This is a genomic window from Halobacillus sp. Marseille-P3879 (assembly GCF_900240285.1).
In the GTDB taxonomy this organism is placed as follows: Bacteria; Bacillota; Bacilli; order Bacillales; family Halobacillaceae; genus Halobacillus_A.
The window spans coordinates 1100193-1117011 of the sequence record NZ_OESS01000001.1 but is presented as its reverse complement, the minus strand read 5'-3'; the positions used below and the strand labels follow the sequence as shown (position 1 = coordinate 1117011).

The 16819-nt window shown below is 42.3% G+C and carries 16 protein-coding genes; 1 reads left to right on the top strand and 15 read right to left on the bottom strand.

Features of this window, described 5'->3' with window-relative positions; translation table 11 throughout:
• Positions 1 to 8: 8 nt before the first annotated feature.
• Together C1A12_RS05555 and C1A12_RS05550 are read right to left on the bottom strand one after the other, a co-directional pair.
• Positions 9 to 1262 carry an ABC transporter substrate-binding protein gene (locus C1A12_RS05555; RefSeq protein ID WP_101842836.1) on the bottom strand — a complete coding sequence of 418 codons (1254 nt, stop codon included), beginning with the start codon at positions 1260 to 1262 and terminating at the stop codon, positions 9 to 11.
• Positions 1263 to 1541: 279 nt separating this feature from the next.
• Positions 1542 to 2582 (bottom strand): LacI family DNA-binding transcriptional regulator, encoded by a 1041-nt coding sequence (locus C1A12_RS05550; protein WP_101842835.1) that lies wholly within the window; start codon positions 2580 to 2582, stop codon positions 1542 to 1544.
• 367 nt (positions 2583 to 2949) lie between these two features.
• On the opposite strand from C1A12_RS05550, the gene C1A12_RS05545 reads away from it, so the two are divergent.
• A complete protein-coding gene (locus C1A12_RS05545) occupies positions 2950 to 3183 on the top strand; it encodes a DUF3892 domain-containing protein (protein WP_101842834.1) in 234 nt (77 codons plus the stop codon).
• 100 nt (positions 3184 to 3283) lie between these two features.
• Here C1A12_RS05545 and C1A12_RS05540 read toward each other — a convergent pair whose 3' ends face one another.
• The 13 genes from C1A12_RS05540 to rfbA form a co-directional block, all read right to left on the bottom strand.
• Positions 3284 to 4726, bottom strand: a complete 1443-nt coding sequence (locus C1A12_RS05540; protein WP_101842833.1) for an aldehyde dehydrogenase family protein — start codon at positions 4724 to 4726, stop codon at positions 3284 to 3286.
• A gap of 22 nt (positions 4727 to 4748) precedes the next feature.
• On the bottom strand, positions 4749 to 5495 hold the full coding sequence (locus tag C1A12_RS05535) for an SDR family NAD(P)-dependent oxidoreductase (RefSeq protein ID WP_101842832.1): 747 nt from the start codon (positions 5493 to 5495) through the stop codon (positions 4749 to 4751).
• Positions 5492 to 6565: a tartrate dehydrogenase gene (locus tag C1A12_RS05530; protein WP_101842831.1), complete on the bottom strand. Its 1074-nt coding sequence runs from the start codon at positions 6563 to 6565 to the stop codon at positions 5492 to 5494. The genes C1A12_RS05535 and C1A12_RS05530 overlap by 4 nt, the downstream gene beginning before the upstream one ends.
• Positions 6565 to 7791: a M20 family metallopeptidase gene (locus C1A12_RS05525; RefSeq protein WP_101842830.1), complete on the bottom strand. Its 1227-nt coding sequence runs from the start codon at positions 7789 to 7791 to the stop codon at positions 6565 to 6567. The genes C1A12_RS05530 and C1A12_RS05525 overlap by 1 nt, the downstream gene beginning before the upstream one ends.
• Positions 7792 to 9261, bottom strand: coding sequence for a sodium/pantothenate symporter (gene panF / locus C1A12_RS05520; protein ID WP_101842829.1), 1470 nt, complete (start codon positions 9259 to 9261; stop codon positions 7792 to 7794).
• Positions 9258 to 9536 (bottom strand): YhdT family protein, encoded by a 279-nt coding sequence (locus C1A12_RS05515; RefSeq protein WP_101842828.1) that lies wholly within the window; start codon positions 9534 to 9536, stop codon positions 9258 to 9260. Before C1A12_RS05515 ends, panF begins: the two co-directional genes overlap by 4 nt.
• A 287-nt stretch (positions 9537 to 9823) precedes the next feature.
• A complete protein-coding gene (locus C1A12_RS05510) occupies positions 9824 to 11521 on the bottom strand; it encodes a DUF6044 family protein (protein ID WP_101842827.1) in 1698 nt (565 codons plus the stop codon).
• Positions 11484 to 12605: a dTDP-4-amino-4,6-dideoxygalactose transaminase gene (gene rffA / locus C1A12_RS05505; RefSeq protein ID WP_101842826.1), complete on the bottom strand. Its 1122-nt coding sequence runs from the start codon at positions 12603 to 12605 to the stop codon at positions 11484 to 11486. The genes C1A12_RS05510 and rffA overlap by 38 nt, the downstream gene beginning before the upstream one ends.
• A 4-nt stretch (positions 12606 to 12609) precedes the next feature.
• The gene (locus C1A12_RS05500; RefSeq protein ID WP_101842825.1) at positions 12610 to 12966 is read right to left on the bottom strand and encodes an EamA family transporter; all 357 of its coding nucleotides are present in this window, start codon (positions 12964 to 12966) and stop codon (positions 12610 to 12612) included.
• A 3-nt stretch (positions 12967 to 12969) separates the two neighbouring features.
• On the bottom strand, positions 12970 to 13659 hold the full coding sequence (locus C1A12_RS05495; RefSeq protein ID WP_101843295.1) for a GNAT family N-acetyltransferase: 690 nt from the start codon (positions 13657 to 13659) through the stop codon (positions 12970 to 12972).
• A 5-nt stretch (positions 13660 to 13664) separates the two neighbouring features.
• Positions 13665 to 14612, bottom strand: coding sequence for a glycosyltransferase family 2 protein (locus C1A12_RS05490; protein WP_101842824.1), 948 nt, complete (start codon positions 14610 to 14612; stop codon positions 13665 to 13667).
• The gene (gene rfbB / locus C1A12_RS05485; RefSeq protein WP_101842823.1) at positions 14591 to 15619 is read right to left on the bottom strand and encodes a dTDP-glucose 4,6-dehydratase; all 1029 of its coding nucleotides are present in this window, start codon (positions 15617 to 15619) and stop codon (positions 14591 to 14593) included. Before rfbB ends, C1A12_RS05490 begins: the two co-directional genes overlap by 22 nt.
• Positions 15612 to 16544 (bottom strand): glucose-1-phosphate thymidylyltransferase RfbA, encoded by a 933-nt coding sequence (gene rfbA, locus C1A12_RS05480; protein ID WP_101842822.1) that lies wholly within the window; start codon positions 16542 to 16544, stop codon positions 15612 to 15614. The genes rfbB and rfbA overlap by 8 nt, the downstream gene beginning before the upstream one ends.
• Positions 16545 to 16819 lie beyond the last annotated feature (275 nt).

Below are 16819 nucleotides of genomic sequence, written 5' to 3'. Positions count from 1 at the left end.
TCAGGAGACTACTCTTCTCTCAGCCTCGTGTATTCTTCTCCCATTTTCTCGGAAACCTCTTCTGGCGTCATAGACTCAGATAAGAGTTCTTGTCCTGTCGCACCCATGACGTCCCACATTCCACTAGGAAGATAAACACGATCAAAATAAGGTTGTACCTCTACGCCTTCAAACGCATCGTAGTATTCAGAATAATAGTTATCAGCATCAACGTTCGCGAGTCCAGCTGGAAGTGAAGTGCCTTCTGCAATCTTTTCAGCTACTTCTGGTTGAGCTAAATACTCAATAAATTTCTTCGCTTCCTCCATATTCTCAGTATCCTTCCATGCAGCGACCGTATGACGCTCCCCGCCTATCCAGCTGGGGTCATCCCCGTCGTGCACCGCAGGCATCGGGATTACGCCGACCTGGACTTCAGGGTTAAGTTCCTCAACCGCAGGGCCGATGGATCCACCGCCAAAGTTAAAGGCAATTTTTCCTTGTGCCATTAACTGTTCCTGCTGCTGAATCTGTGCAGTAAGTACGTCTTCGTTAAGTAAACCTTCATCATGCATTTCCTTTAATTTTTCTGGCAGGAAGGTGTAATTTGCCCAGTCAAAGGAACCATTAAGCAATTCCTCTTCGTAGTTGTTTTCTTCATCTGTTACGAGCAGTGGAGTGGCAAATTGATCAAAATACTGCCCAAATGCCGACTTATCCGATCCGTGGAACCAAAGCGGGGTAACTTCACCATCACTTTTTTCCTTCACTTCATAAAGCGCTTCCATAAATTCATCAAAAGTAGTCGGAGGCTCAATCCCGTACTCTTCTAGTAAGTTCGCATTATAGGTGATCCCATCTTTGGCCTGATTTAAAGGATAAGCATAGACTTTGCCTTCTTCATCCTTCAAAATCGTTTCAAGGGCTGGATCTAAATTCTCTACCCACTCCATATCACTTAAGTCTGCTACATATTCAGAATACCGCTGCTTAGCCCATCCGTGCGTATCAAATAAATCAGGCATATCATTCGCAGCCATCTTAACTCGCAGCATATCTTCATACCCATCGCCTGGAAGGTTTTCTTCTATGTCAATATCCGGGTTTTCTTCTTCAAATCCTGCAATGGCTTCTTTAATAACTTTTTTATCTTCTTCAGTCGTAGCAGTGGAATAAAAGCTCAACGTTGTCTGATCTCCGCTTCCTGAAGCACCACTATCTGAACAACCGACCGAAATCATACCGATTAATGCTAACAAAACGAAACTATACCAACTTCTCATACTAGTATTTCCTCCTTTAATGATACTTCTATTTGCGCTTCATTAAGGACTAAAGTATTAATTCATTAATCAAATCATTTGTTAGTAAAATGCTGTTTCGATATAATCAACTTGCTGAATGAGTTTATTTTGCCGAATAAACTCATGGGTTAACGAGCCCTTAATGGGTTTGTCCTTACACCTGCTTTCCCTTACCCGAGAGGGCAGGTGTACAGCTTTCTATCCTCTTACTTTTTACCCAGTCCCTTACATCCACCACCTCCTTTAAGGTTCTATCCCTTATCCCATCTTAGCTGTACAGCTTTCTCTAATGACTAACTCAGTTGGCACTGTTACTTTAACCGGAATCTCTCTCCCTTCTAAACGATCAATCATCAGCTTTACCCCCAACCTCCCCATCTCTTCTGTTTGAACTTTAACTGTAGTCAGAGGGGGACTCGCGAATTGTGCCAATTCAATGTCGTTAAAACCAATAATCGACACATCTTTAGGAACATTGTATTGATTCTCCTGCAACGCCCTCATTGCTCCGATGGCCATGGCATCACTAGCTGCAAAAAACGCTTCAGGAAGGTTACCTTTAGAAATTGCTTTTTTCATAAGTTCGTAACCGTTAGCCATCGTGAATTCTCCTGTATAAAAAACGTCCGGATCAAATAAACTTTTTTCTTCCATAAACTTTTTAAACGAGACTTGTCTATCATCTTCGAAGTCTATCTTAGAATCGTAAAAATGCTCTCTCTCTTGACCGCCTATAAAGCCGATTCGCTTGTATCCACAGTCCAGTAAATGATCCAATGCACGCCGGGTTGCTTTATCAAAGTCAATAACTATTGAATCATACTTGTCCGAATCAACGGTATGATTAATATAGACAATATTCTCAAGCTGATCCTGGTCTTCAGTAATGTGATCGAGAATTTGAGTGTTAATTCTGCCGACTATAATTAGATGGCTGATATCTTTGCTGATTTGTTCTGAACCCAAACTAGTAAAACGAACCAATTCTGTAGCAGTAATACCCCTTTCTCGGCATTCTTTTTCGATTCCCTGTCGAATAGAAAGGAAATATGCGTCATTGAGCTCTTCTTCTACGGTATGACAAAGCAAGATACCAATTTTTGCAGACTCTACACGGGTAGGAGTCTTATTTTCTTTTTTTCGTTCTTGAAGAGTCTTGTAACCTAATTCTTTTGCAACTTCCAGTATTCTCTGCCGGGTTTCCATAGCAACCGACAACGTATTATCGTTATTTAAAACCCTCGAGACCGTAGTGTTGGAAAAATTCGATTTCGAAGCAATTTCTTTGATCGTGGTCATCTTGTTTCCCCTCACTTATTTTCAATAAAATTTCAGTAAAATTCAGTACTATATTGATAATATTAGCAAACAAAGATAACGCTTTCAATAAAATTTTTAAATTTTTCAGAAAAATAAACGTCGCTATATACACATTTGACTAAGGATAGTAAGATTGTCATTAAATTTAATTAGTAAAATTCAGTAAATATTACAGGTACCGGGTACAGAAAGTCGCTTACCGTGTACCCGGTACACATTTCTTTTTTTCTTTTTTCTCTCGGTACCAGGTACAGACCCTATCATTTTGTGTACCCGGTACAAAAAATAACTGTATCAGATTCCTTTTTCTTCAACATACTATTTATATATAGAAGGAGGGACATTTATGGCAGAATTCTTTGCGCGTGTTCGTAAAAACGATGATGGTGATATTGTCAGCTTTCAGACATCAAGTGGGAAAGAATTGAGTTATGAGGAAGCAATTGCTGCTGTTGAGAATGGAACCATTCAAGGAGCTAATGTGGGTAAAGCGAGGAATGGACGACCTGTGATTCGCGGGAATGCAGATGGAGATCCTGAAAATAACCTAGATAACCTAGATAACCTGCCAACTTTTTAATGATATATTGTACCAGGTACAGAAAATGAATGGACATGTACCTGGTACCAAAAACTTTTTTTCTTTTTTCTCTGAGTACCGGGTACACATTAATCCCCTTTTATCTATACTTAATAGCTACATTTTTAAGTTGGGTATAGTTTTTCAGTGCCTCAAATCCTTTTTCTCTGCCGAATCCGCTTCGTTTGTATCCGCCAAATGGCATTTGAATTCCGCCTCCAGCACCGTAGTTATTGACAAAAACCTGCCCTGCGCGTATTTGGTCTGCAAGTCGATGGGCTTTCCCTAAATGAGAAGTCCAGATTCCTGTTACAAGACCATAGTTCGTACCATTGGCTAACTGAACAGCTTCTTTTTCTGTATCAAAGGAGAACACTGTTAACACTGGGCCGAAAATTTCTTCCTGTGCAACTTCACTATCATGGGTTAACTTATCAATCACGGTAGGTTGTATATAAAATCCTTCTTCATACCCTTCAATGTGCACTCTATTTCCTCCGGTCACGATCTCTCCTTCTTTTCTTCCTTGATGAACATAAGAAATGACTTTTTCATATTGTTCTTTAGACAAGATAGGACCGATGTTATGTTCTTCTTCTCCTGGTCCTATAGTCAACGCTTCAAGCCTGTCTTTTAATAAGAGAAGAAATTCATCTTTATATGCACCCTCTATTAAAAGTCTTGATCCGGCTGAACACGTTTGTCCCGCATTTTGGATAATTGATCTTATGACTCCATTCAAGGTTTCTTCTTCATCACAATCTGCAAAGACGATATTAGGTGATTTGCCGCCTAATTCAAGAGTAACAGGTATTACATGATCCGCAGCTGCTTTCATTATTTTAATGCCTGTAGGAACGGAGCCGGTAAATGTAATATGATTAACGTCGGGGTGGTTCGACAGCCGGGCTCCAGCCTCATTACCCAGACCAGTTACCACATTAAAAACACCTTCAGGTAAATCCGTATCGTGAAAGTATTCAGCGATTTTCATTGTGGTTAACGGCGTTTGTTCTGCTGCTTTAACGACAACTGTATTTCCGGTGGCAATTGCTGCGGCTGTACTTCTTGATGTAATTTGGATCGGGTAATTCCAGGGGATAATATGTGCGGTGATGCCAATCGGTTCTCTTACGGTAAAATCGATCATTCCATCTTCAATGGGAATTGTTTCACCCATTAATTTGTCAGCTGCCCCTCCATAAAACTCAAAATAGCGGGCCGCTGCTTCGACATCAGCAATTGATTGAGCCAACGGCTTCCCTACATCAATTGTTTCAAGGCGGGCCAATTCATTTTTATTTTCTCTAATTCTGCGTGCGACTTCGAACAATATACTGCCGCGTTCATGTGGTTTGAATTCCTTCCAAACGCTGCCTTCAAATGTCGTCTTAGCGGCTGAAACGGCATGATCCACATCAACTTTATTTCCCCTTGGGATCGTTCCTAGTGTCATTTGGTCCGCTGGATTAAAGTATTCCATCCGCTCACCAGACGCACTTTCCTGCCATTCTCCGTTAATATACATATAAAGTTTGTCCATACCATCGTCGCCTCCTCTATAGTTAAATCCCTCTTCCGCCATCTACATTTATCGTTGCTCCTGTAACCATCTCAGCCTGATCTGATAAAAGAAAAACTATCGACGATGCAACGTTTTGCGGGGTAAGAAGTTTTCCCAGCGGTATGCTTTTCTTAAATATATCATCCTTCACTTCCTGCATATCCGCTCCTTCAGAAGCAAACTTCTCAAGCATGCTTGTATCACACGGGCCAGGGTGAACTGTATTCACTCTCACCTGATGCTCAGCTAATTCGATGGCTAGCGCTCTCGAAAAGCTTTCAGCCCCTCCTTTAGAAGCTACGTAAGCCTGAAGTCCGGGACGCGGGCGCACAGCAGAAATAGATGCGACGTTGACGATTGAACCTTTTTGTCTTGCTTTCATATAGACAGCTGCTTCCCTGCATGTTAAAAATATCAGCTTCATATTGATATTGATAAGATTGTCCCATGATTCTAACGATACTTGCTCAATGGGGGCGGCCTGCTGTGCAATGCCGACTGTGTTTACAAGCCCGTCAATGGTGCCAAAATGATCACTAGTTTCTTTAAACACCTTACGTACAAAACTTTCATCCAGTAAGCTGCCTTCATAGACGATGAGTCGATCATTCTGAATATTGTCCAACTGATCTCTATTTAAATCACAACCAATAATTTGCGCCCCTTCATCGAGGAGTTGGTTAACAACTGCAAGCCCCATTCCTCCATTAGCTCCTGTTACAATGATTGTTTTGTTTTTTACGCTCATATTTTGCCTCCTTGAAGAGCAGCTGCAACTCGTCCCCTAATGGCATTTCCCACTTCTTCAGTAGAGTTGTTTCCGCCAAGATCTGGTGTTACCACTTGATCGCGAACCGTACTTTCAATTGACGAAAGGATAAGTCCTGCTTGCTTCGAGTACCCTAAATGGTCAAATAATAGAGCCAGTGACCAAATTTGTGCAATCGGATTGGCAATCCCTTTTCCTGCGATATCCGGTGCGGATCCATGAACCGGCTCAAACATGGAAGGATAAGCCCCCTCAGGATTTATGTTTGCTGAAGGAGAAACACCGAGACCCCCAACAACAGCGGAACCTAAGTCCGATAAAATGTCTCCAAACAAATTGGATGCAACCACGACACCGAATTTTTCCGGATGCTGAACCATGGAAGCCGCAAGCGCATCGATGTAAACTGAATGAAAAGCCACATCCGGATAACTCTCTGAAACGTTCATTAAACAATGGTCCCACAGCTTCATCGTATGAACAATCGCATTTGATTTTGTCGCACTCGTGACCAATTTGTAGTTATTTTCCCGGGCATAATTAAACGCATAGCGGGCGACTTTTTCGCAGCCTTCTCTTGTCATCACTGTATTTTGAACCGCTACTTCTTGTTTAGTATTTTTGTATAGGTGACCACCCATGTTGGAATATTCACCTTCTGCATTTTCACGGATAATGACGAAATCAATATCTTTATTATTTTGGATCGGGGATTGAATCCCTTTAAGGTGCTTTGCAGGCCGGTAATTGATGTATTGCTGGAATTCTTTGCGTATCGGCATTATGAGTTCCCAAATAGTAACATCGTCAGGTACTCTTGCATCTCCTATCGCGCCGAACAAAATCGCGTCAAATGACTTCAACACTTCCAGGCTGTTTTCCGGCATCATTTTGCCGTGTTCCAAATAATACTCAGATCCCCAGTCAAAAACGTCCCATTCCATGGTTAAATCGGTATCATTATTAACAAACAGCTCTAAGGTGGCAAGGGCTTCCCGGACAACTTCAAGACCAATTCCATCTCCAGGGATGACCGCTATTCTATGCATTACTTCTCACCCTTATCATTTAAAAAATGTAAGCAGGCCTGTCGATAGATTTGTGTGGTAACCGCCAATTCATTGACATCTACATATTCATTGATTTGGTGAGGGATATCTCGGTCCCCAGCGCCGATCGTAACGATAGGAATACCTGCAATATGAAGAAACGTGCCATCGGTAGCTCCCGGGACACCATTATAAATCGGATCTTCTTTAGTGACTTGTTTAACTGCCTGCGCTACAGACTTCACGATCGCTTCTTCCCGGTCCGTTTCTGTCCATGGACGGTTTTCAATCACTGTAAAATCAGCTTTAAAATCAGCGTCCTCCTCTGATAGTCTAGAAAAAATATTTCTGATTTCTTGTTTGAGTTCCTCGTGATCCTGCCCGGGTACGGTACGAATATCGAGTGTTGTCATACACTGGTCAGGAATCACATTGATTTGCGCCTCCCCTTTTACCGGTGATTTAAGGATTGTCGGGGTAATGCTCGGCCAGCCTAACGTTGGATGTTTTCCTAAACGTTCTTGCTCTTTTCGTTCAAGTTTTTCCAATTCCACTATAACTTTGGCCATTCGCAAATTGGGATTGATGCCGCTCCACGATATTGCCCCGTGAGCCATTTTCCCATAAGTAATGAGTTCAAGCCTCATTGCTCCTCGTTGGCTGATACATACCTGATTTTCTTCGGGCTCGCAAATGATTGCTCCATCGACGTCTTCAGCCCAGCCATTTTTGATAAAATGCTTAATGCCTATCATCATACCTTCTTCATCACACGGTATACATAAAATGATTTTGCCGTTAAAAGGTTCCTTATCTTGTAAGATCGAGCTGGCAGCGGTGATCATACAGGCTAAGTTTCCTTTCGTGTCATTGGTGCCCCTGCCATACATTCTGTCACCAACAATTTCGGCACCAAATGGCTCATACTTCCACGAATTGTGATCCCCTTCAGTTACGACATCCGTATGACCTTCAAGCAGCAGCGTTTTACCGGGCTTTCCTGAGTCGATGATGCCAATTACGTTCGGGCGTCCAGGTTCAACTTCTTCTATAAATACTTCAATGCCCATGGCTTTTAAATAATCAGCAACATAATGAGCAGCTTTCTCTTCGTTACCATCTTCCACCCCCGGCCGGTAGACGCTCGGGATCCTTACAAGCTTCTGTGTCAATGAAATAACAGCCTCACGATCTCTTACTTGTTGTGCGTTTATCTTCGTTTCCATTTACATACTCCCTTCCAGCTTTTGCTGTTCACTATAATCATTTAACGCTAGATTTTTCGTTGCCAGACTAATCGTTACGTAAGCAATAAAGGATAGAATTACCGGAAAAACAACACTGTGCAAGCCAAATAGAGACGTGTAAAACACATCGATGATAATGTATGTGCCTATACCTACTATCATTGAAGAAAGAGCTCCGTATTTGTTCCCTCTCTTCCAATAAAGCCCCAGGACTATAGGCCAAATGAAAGTTGCCTCTAAGCCGCCAAAAGCAAACAAATTGAGCCATATTAATAAGTCAGGTGGATTAAGAGCCATGAGAAAAACGAGAACTCCTAGGATCGCAGTCACCCCAAAGCTCATCCTCTTAATCCTTTTATATGAGGCATCGGGTTTTACGTAATTGACGTAAATATCCTTCACGACAGAAGAACTGACGAGAAGCAGCAGGGAATCAACCGTCGACATAATCGCGGCCATCGGAGCAGCCAGCACAATTCCGGCCACCCACGGCGGCAGCACTTCTAGAGCAATCAGTGGCATAACCCTGTCTCCTACTTCAATTCCAGGTAAGATCGGGCGTGCAAACACCCCGATTAAATGCATGTTTAACATAATAAAACCTACGACAAACGTGCCGATAATGAGGGCGCGGTGCATGGCGCGCGAACTTTTATAAGACATGGCACGAACAGTTACTTGAGGTAAACCTATCACGGCAACCCCTACTAAAATCCAAAAAGATGATACATAGGATGGTGTAAGGCTTTCCTCCGCTCCAAACGGTGTGATTAGTGAGGGATTTTCAGCAGTCAAATCAGCCATAATATTCGTTATCCCGCCGCCCGCTATAATCGTAGCGACCAATAAAATCAGCGTGCCTCCAACCATGACGACACCCTGGATCATATCGGTCAAAGCAACAGCCTTAAACCCACCAATAACAACATAAATAAGAACAGATAAAGCAAAAATGAAAAGAGCAGATGTGTAAGTGAGCCCTGTCAATGATTCAATTAAACGAGCCCCGCCTACCCACTGAGCGGCCATCGCTGAAAATAAGAAAATAATAATACTAAATGCAGCAATTAATACCACCCACTTGCTCTGATAACGGCCTTTTAAGTAATCCGTCAGTGTCACAGCGTTATATCTTCTCGCCATTATTGCGAATTTTTTCCCTAGAATCATGAGCACAAAATAGCCGGAAGCGACTTGGGACATGGCAAGGAGAACCCACCCAAAGCCTTCATTGTAAGCAACCCCCGGTCCCCCAATGAAACTACTGGCACTTCCATATGTAGCAATCATCGTCATGGCTAGAATAAATCCACCCAGTTGACGACCGCCGAGAAAATAATCCTGCATAAAATTGCTCTCAGACTTCGTCAATGAACGACTCGCTATAAATCCTACGGCAAAAATAAGGACTAAAAAAGTAATTAAAGGTATGATGACAGCCATATTCATGAGCGATCACCATCCTGTTCATAATCCAGCGGCACTTCTACAAAAAAGACTTTGACAACAAATGTCACAAGAGCAGCAATTAAGATAAACCCGCCAATACAACTGTAAAAAAACCACGAAGGGAGCCCGAGTATGTAGCTGTAATCTTCAGGAGGCCTGCTGCCGAGACCATAAGCAAAACCAAACCACCAAACAAAATTAATTACTGCTAACCCGACCCCAATCAAAGCTTCTCGATTAGCAATTTTAAAACGATAATCTTCTTTAGGGGGCACGTTGTCATCTCCTTTACACTAATTTCTTAAATATAAATTATATATTATCAGAACTTTCTAAATTAATTGTACAATTAATCTCCTATTATTTCATTAGACACAAGATGACATCCTCTACTATTAAATTGGACACAACGTAAAAAAAACAACACCACCCATTAGACATTATGAGCAGTGTACATGGTACCACAACTTTACCACTGTGTACCCGGTACAGAAAAAAACCAACTCTGTACCCGGTACACAATTCTTTTTTTCTTTTTTCTCTGTGTACCCGGTACATAAAGTTAACTGTTCTGTACCTGGTACAGGTGTATCTTCCATGGGGAGTGGTCGTTTTGGAATGTTTGTTGGTGGTGTAGTCCGATGTCTTTGTGGTTTTCTATTGGGAGGGCTGAGATTACGTACTTGCCACCGAGTTCGCTTAAAGCTTCGGTATTTATGGAGAGTTCTTCGATAGTCTTGTCACTCCTTTTGCTGAACAAATATTCCTTTCCGAGCTCACTTGAATACACATAAGCTCTGCCGCCCCACGTGTCATAATAATTTCGTAAAACCGGACTCTTCTCCAATTCGCCAGCAATGATTTCACGGAATTTGTGTTTGTATTCCAGAGGATACGTATTATTGTATGTGTCCAACGTATAAAACCCATTATACTGCGCGATCGTCGGGTGCATCGCCACACTAATTATACGATAAGAAGAAGGGTCCTCACCGATGTAATTCTTAATCTCTTCAAATAAGTCTACCGAATAAAACTCATTAAAAGTTGGAGTGTTGATTTCGCTGTATTTACTTTCCTCATTCAATTGAAAAACATTCCAGCACTGAGCGGACAGTAGAAGGAAAGCGAGCAGCACTCCACCTTTTACTCGCTTTACGATTATGACTAATGCCAGTGCAAAACAGAGATACCAAATCATTGGATCGAAAAAGTGAATACGGGCAAAGTTAAAGGTGTTCAGCAAATCAATGCTGTCTTTTAGCGGCCTCCAGCCTTCCCAATACCAAAACGCATACCATAAAGAAAGAACAGGAGTGGCAGCAAAGAGCAGCACCAAACGGGTTGGATAATCACCGCGGAAGATTGCGATAAACACCGCAGCAATAATTACAGACAGCACAATTGAATTGTGCACAGCCAAGTCATGGGTATGACCATTAAGAAAATTGTCAACAAAAAGATCGAGCGCTCCCGTCAGATCCTTGTGACCCAGCTCATTTTCCTCCCTGTGAGAAGTAAAGGAAGAATCGATAAACATCGTATAAAGGAGCATATAGTTTTTCAATAAATAAATGAGGGTCATCCCGCTTATGGCAATAAAAAACGGCAGGTTAAAATGCTTTTTCCCTATCCATTCAACAAGCCAGAAAACCCCCATTATTCCAAGAAAGAAGATAAACGATAGAATAAAATTAGATAGAAACGGGACGACGAATAGAGTCATCCATATGTACCACGGAGTCTCTTTACCCTGCTGGCGTATCTGTAAAAATAAATAAAAGGCTAAAGGCAAGCCGGCGATCGTTAATACGCCTGAAGGCCAGAAAGGCAGCATCGCAAAAGCTAAAGAACAGCCTGCAGTCAGCCAGCCCTTTTTCCAGTCTGGAATAACAAAACGGGTCAACAATAAATACATCCCAAAAAACGCTGCAAAACGCATGATCGTCTGACTAATTGTATAAGCTGTGAAAGGTTCTAACCATACATACAGCCATGCCACCGCATCAAACGCTGAAGGCAGGGCACTTCTTGGAAGACCATTAATGACATTCGGAAGAGTCGCTCCAGGCCCTGCAAAAAAATGACCACTTTCTGCAAGCAGTTTGTACCACACTATATTAGAATCTAAGTTATCGTGCACCCGGATGTGTGTATCTCCTCCGAGGGTAAAGTAAGGAAGAAGATACATCGTTAAAATGAAACAACTTAATAAAATCCATTTATACTTGATAAAATAATTGAATATGCTTAACGACATGACGGACATCCTCTTCTGTCATTCCATAATATAACGGCAGTCTTACTAGACGCTCACTGTCTTTTGTCGTAACTCGATCTTCACCTACGAATAGGCCATATGTCCCGCCTGCATACGACGAGTGTAAAGGGACATAATGAGGTGCTGCCGCTATTCCGCTTTCTTTTAAATATTGTATAAGGTCTGCACGTTCGCCCCCGTTACGGCATTTCAGGTAGAACATATGTGCATTGTGTTCTGCTTCTTCAGGGATGTGCGGTTTCTCAACAACGGGTATTCCTTGTAATTCAACTTGATAAAAGTCCCACGTTTTTTTGCGATCTTCATTAATATGATCGATGTATTTAAGTTGATTGTAAAGGTAAGCTGTGTTCAGTTCACTGAGTACGTAGGATGATCCGATATCGCGCCATGAATATTTATCGACCATTCCGCGAGCAAATTGAGCACGGTTGGTGCCTTTTTCTTGAATCATTTCTGCCCGGTCGATGAAAGGACTATGATTAACGATCAAGGCTCCTCCTTCACCGCACGTATAATTTTTCGTTTCATGAAAACTAAATGCTGCTAAGTGGCCGAGCGAACCTACAGGCTTCCCTTTGTATGTGCTTGTTAACGCCTGAGCCGCATCTTCAATAACCCACAAGTCATGTTCCTCTGCGATCTGCATAATGTCGTCCATCTCGCAAGCGACACCAGCGTAGTGAACAACTACTATTGCTTTTGTTCGCTCGGTTACAGCCTGTTTGATTTGCTCCGGGTCGATGTTGAGCGTTTTTTCATCAATATCAACAAAGCGGATAGCCGCACCTCGTAAGGCAAATGCGTTGGCAGTGGAAACAAACGTGTAGGAGGGCATAATCACTTCATTCTCCGGGCCAGCATCTGTTAAGATCGCTGCCATTTCGAGGGCGGCTGTACAAGAAGGTGTCATAAAAGCTCTGCCGCAGCTCAGCTTGTCTTCAAGCCACTCGGTGCACTTTTGGCTGAAAGGACCGTTTCCTGACAGCTTTTCATTTGTGATTGCTTCCTTCATTAAAGCTTCTTCTCCTCCAACCACACAGGGGCGGTTAAATGGAATCATGTGATCACCTCATTACGATAATTCCTATAACAATTAAAGAGACCCCCATGAATTTTTTCATCGAAATCGGCTCCCCAAACAATAAGACCGATAACAAGAAAACTAAGACAAAAGAGAGGCTCATAAACGGATAAGCGTAGCTGATGTCAAACTTCGTCATCGCCGCCATCCAAAATAAGGAGGCAATGAATGCGGATAAAAATCCTGATAAGATAAATGGATTGAACAGCAGCTGCAATAGAAAGAGAACCTTATCCTTCCACAGCTCCGGCAGACCGCCGTATTGATCAATCTTCCATTTTAAGATCAGCTGGCCGTAAACCGTAAAGAAAATAGTCCCGAATATATATGCATATCCCATAAGTCACCTGCCTGATTGTATACGATTTAATTTGTGATAGACATCTTTTGCTGTCGTTAAACGAAAACCTAACGAGTAAAACAAATTTAACGAAGCGGCATTGGCAGCTGAAATCGAAGTACGAAGCTCGGCCAATCCATTCTCCTCAATTTGTCTTGCGCATCCTTTGCTGGTGAAAGCCTTTGCCAGACCTTGATTTCGATAATGTTTGCTCATCCCGAGCAGAAGCACATTCTCTTGTTCAAATCCGTAAAAGCCTGCAATTTCTTCCTTATATTTCAGAGCATAGATCTGCCTCTTATCAATTAAATCACTTACCCAGTTCACGTACCTTCGATCGGCCTGCTCATTCGGAATATTAAAGTCACGGTGAAATCTTCCATGCTCAAACGTCTCTTCCGCGACCGCAAGTATACTTTCCCGATTATATTCGGTTGAAATTGTTGCTCCTTCACGTGTAAATAACTGAAGTTTCTCCTTCTGACAAACAGGCTCTATTAATGTATCAACATAATAAAATCCATGCTCTAACAAAGATCTGGCATTTTCAAACGGATCAACTTTGATAGTGAAGTGCCCTTCACGTTCGTCTGTCTGCTTCAGAGCCTCTTCTTCATTGCTCATTACTTCAAACGTTTCGATATTAAAATTCCTTACATCCCATGGGGTCGGCCGCAAATAATCTGCTGTCATCCGGTTCACCTACGTTCCTTCTCATTGATTTGTTCACGAATCAAATAGAGCGGTCTTCCTTTTGCTTCATCAAAAACCTTCCCTATATATAAACCTAGAATACCAAAGTTAAAGAACATCAGTCCGGCAATAAAGTACATGCTTACCATTACGCTTGTCCAGCCTTGTACATGGTAATCCATAAAAAAGTAACGGAGAAATAAATACAGCCCGTAAATGAACGAGCCAAGCGAGATGAAAAAGCCGAATTGAATGGATAACCGTAACGGTTTGTTAGATTGCGCTATGATCGTATCGGTCGCCAGGGTCACAAGCTTTTTCAAATTGTAAGAAGAGGCACCGTCGCTTCTTCCGTTGTGCTCTACGGCTATGCTCGCTGTCTTAAACCCCATCCATTGAAGAAACAGGGGATAGAGACGATTCTGTTCCTTCATCTGTCTGAATCCTTCAATGACTTTTTTATCTGCAATGCTAAAATTAGCCACCGTATGATCTGAGACACGCCCGGTAAAATAATCATACGTGCGGTAGAATAATTTTGAAAAAAGCCGTTTTTTCAGTTTATCCTGACGGTGAACACGTTTTCCGAAGACCACTTCATAGCCTTCCTGGGCTTTTTGAAAGAGAGTGGCGATTTCCTCCGGCCGGTCCTGCAGATCGCAGTCCATAACCACGATCCAGTCCCCCGACGCATGGTCCAACCCAGCAGTAATCGCATAATGCTGGCCGAAGTTCCGCGCCAGGTCAATGCCTCTTACACACTCATCTTCCTCACACAGCTCTACGATTGTTTCCCAGGCGTGATCAGGACTGGCATCATTAATTAACAGGATTTCATAATTCGCAGGAATACCTGTGATCGTCTTCCGTAGTCGTTCGTATAACTCACGCAAGCAAGCCCGGCAGCCATAAACAGGTACAACGACTGAGATTAATGGTTGAGAACGATCCATTGGTTTCCATACCATTCCACAGTTTGTTGTAAACCCTTTTCCATATCGACGATCGGCTGCCAGCCCAGCGTTTCTCTTAATTTCGTATCGTCCACTGCATATCTCCGGTCGTGCCCAGGACGGTCTTCTGTATACGTGATTAATTCTTTAAAACTAGTTAAATTCCCCTTTTGAACCGGATATCTTTCATCCAGAATTTCACATATGCGGGCAGCTAAATCGATGTTTGTCATCTCATTCCCACCCCCGACATTGTAACTTTCCATAGCTTCTCCATGGTGATATATGAGATCGAGCGCCCGGCAGTGATCCTCCACAAACAACCAGTCCCTCACATTTCTCCCATCTCCGTATATGGGGATCTGTTGGTGATTCAGCGCATTTGAGATAATTTTTGGAATCAATTTTTCCACATGCTGCCTCGGGCCATAGTTGTTAGAACTGCTTGAGATCACAATATTCATTCCATATGTAGACCCAAAGCTTTTCACAAGAAAATTAGCCCCGGCTTTCGAGGCACTGTAAGGATTCCGTGGATTGTAAGGTGTTTGTTCATTGAACTTATCATTATGGTCTAATGAACCATACACTTCATCTGTAGAAATCTGATGAAATCGAGCAGTTCGCAGCTTTCCGTTCTCTTCCCATGCACGCTTGGCTGCCTGCAGTAGAATCATCGTTCCCTTTACATTGGTATCGATAAATGAGCTTGCATCTTCAATTGACCGGTCAACATGGGACTCGGCCGCAAAATGAATTATCCCGTCAATACTATAGTCACTAAACAACTGCTCCACGACTTCTTCATCTGTAATATCCCCTTGAATAAAGTGATAGTTCTCATTCGCTTCACTGCCATCCAAATTCGCAGTTGAACCGGCATAAGTCAACTTGTCCACGTTAAGAATCTGTGCATGCGGATACTTGGTTAAATAATATCTAATAAAATTTGACCCTATAAAACCAGCCCCGCCCGTTACGAGAATACATGACTTCTCCTTATTCATGCTCTGTCACTCCTAACATCGGATGGCTCTCGAACTCCTCCCAATATTGTTCGATATGCTTGCGGTTGGCGATATCCAGCAAGTATTGGCCATAGTCCGTTTTTTCCATAAACTTTCCAATTTGAAATAATTCCTGTTGGTTGATATGACCCATATAATAGGAAATTTCCTCAATGCAGGCCAGCTTAAATCCCTGCCTTTGCTGAATGTTCTTCACAAATTCAGATGCTTCAAATAACGAATCGTGCGTCCCTGCATCCATCCAGGCAAACCCACGACCGAGCAGCTGAACATCGAGTTGTTTTCTGTCTAAATAAACTTTATTTAAATCGGTTATCTCTAACTCGTCCCGCTCTGACGGATAAAGGTGCTTCGCAATGGTTACAGCATCGTGATCATAGATATATAAGCCAGTTACCGCAAAATCTGATTTAGGGTCATCAGGCTTTTCTTCTAGTGAAACGACTTTTTTGCTTTTATCAAATTCAACAACGCCGAACCGCTCGGGATCTTTAACACGGTAGCCGAAAATTGTAGCATGCTCATGCTTTTGTATTGCGTTGCGCAGAAGGGTGGTAAAACCCTGACCGTAAAAAATATTGTCGCCAAGAATCAGAGTGACATCATCCCTGCCTATGAATTCTTCCCCAATGATTAATGCTTCAGGAATGCCATTTGGATCTTCCTGAGGTTGATAGGTGATTGAAATGCCAAGAGATTCACCATTACCTAATAAGCTTTCAAACCTATTTACGTCTTCAGATGTGCTGATAATTAATATCTCTTCAATTCCAGCGAGCATTAATACAGACAAAGGGTAATAAATCATCGGCTTATCGTAGACAGCAAGCAGATGTTTATTAACACTAATTGTATTTGGAGACAGCCTTGTACCGCTTCCTCCAGCAAGAATAATTCCCTTCATCCAGTTCACCCCAATTCACTATTATTGTAGTACTCTCCTATTCCCCCTATTACCTTTTTTTAGGCCCCTCACTCTTACATTTCCATTACAGAATTAAAGCATTTTTGTGGCAGATAATTGTGTGGTAAGGTACAGCTGTTAAGCAACTGTGTACCCGGTACACAGATAAAAAAGAAAAAAAGGTGGTTTCAAACAAATAAAGGGCCTGCAGTAATGGTGGGCTGCAGGCTCGTGAGGGGGGCTTTATGTTTTCAGGTAGTCAAGGATTTACAAGT

What these genes read in the sequence shown, in the direction of transcription:
- panF (WP_101842829.1), bottom strand. Translation starts at nt 9,261, where the DNA reads ATGAATATGGCTGTCATCATACCTTTAATTACTTTTTTAGTCCTTATT.
- C1A12_RS05555 (WP_101842836.1), bottom strand. Translation starts at nt 1,262, where the DNA reads ATGAGAAGTTGGTATAGTTTCGTTTTGTTAGCATTAATCGGTATGATT.
- C1A12_RS05490 (WP_101842824.1), bottom strand. Translation starts at nt 14,612, where the DNA reads ATGGATCGTTCTCAACCATTAATCTCAGTCGTTGTACCTGTTTATGGC.
- rfbB (WP_101842823.1), bottom strand. Translation starts at nt 15,619, where the DNA reads ATGAATAAGGAGAAGTCATGTATTCTCGTAACGGGCGGGGCTGGTTTT.
- C1A12_RS05525 (WP_101842830.1), bottom strand. Translation starts at nt 7,791, where the DNA reads ATGGAAACGAAGATAAACGCACAACAAGTAAGAGATCGTGAGGCTGTT.
- C1A12_RS05495 (WP_101843295.1), bottom strand. Translation starts at nt 13,659, where the DNA reads ATGACAGCAGATTATTTGCGGCCGACCCCATGGGATGTAAGGAATTTT.
- C1A12_RS05510 (WP_101842827.1), bottom strand. Translation starts at nt 11,521, where the DNA reads ATGTCGTTAAGCATATTCAATTATTTTATCAAGTATAAATGGATTTTA.
- rfbA (WP_101842822.1), bottom strand. Translation starts at nt 16,544, where the DNA reads ATGAAGGGAATTATTCTTGCTGGAGGAAGCGGTACAAGGCTGTCTCCA.
- C1A12_RS05500 (WP_101842825.1), bottom strand. Translation starts at nt 12,966, where the DNA reads ATGGGATATGCATATATATTCGGGACTATTTTCTTTACGGTTTACGGC.
- C1A12_RS05540 (WP_101842833.1), bottom strand. Translation starts at nt 4,726, where the DNA reads ATGGACAAACTTTATATGTATATTAACGGAGAATGGCAGGAAAGTGCG.
- C1A12_RS05530 (WP_101842831.1), bottom strand. Translation starts at nt 6,565, where the DNA reads ATGCATAGAATAGCGGTCATCCCTGGAGATGGAATTGGTCTTGAAGTT.
- C1A12_RS05545 (WP_101842834.1), top strand. Translation starts at nt 2,950, where the DNA reads ATGGCAGAATTCTTTGCGCGTGTTCGTAAAAACGATGATGGTGATATT.
- C1A12_RS05535 (WP_101842832.1), bottom strand. Translation starts at nt 5,495, where the DNA reads ATGAGCGTAAAAAACAAAACAATCATTGTAACAGGAGCTAATGGAGGA.
- rffA (WP_101842826.1), bottom strand. Translation starts at nt 12,605, where the DNA reads ATGATTCCATTTAACCGCCCCTGTGTGGTTGGAGGAGAAGAAGCTTTA.
- C1A12_RS05550 (WP_101842835.1), bottom strand. Translation starts at nt 2,582, where the DNA reads ATGACCACGATCAAAGAAATTGCTTCGAAATCGAATTTTTCCAACACT.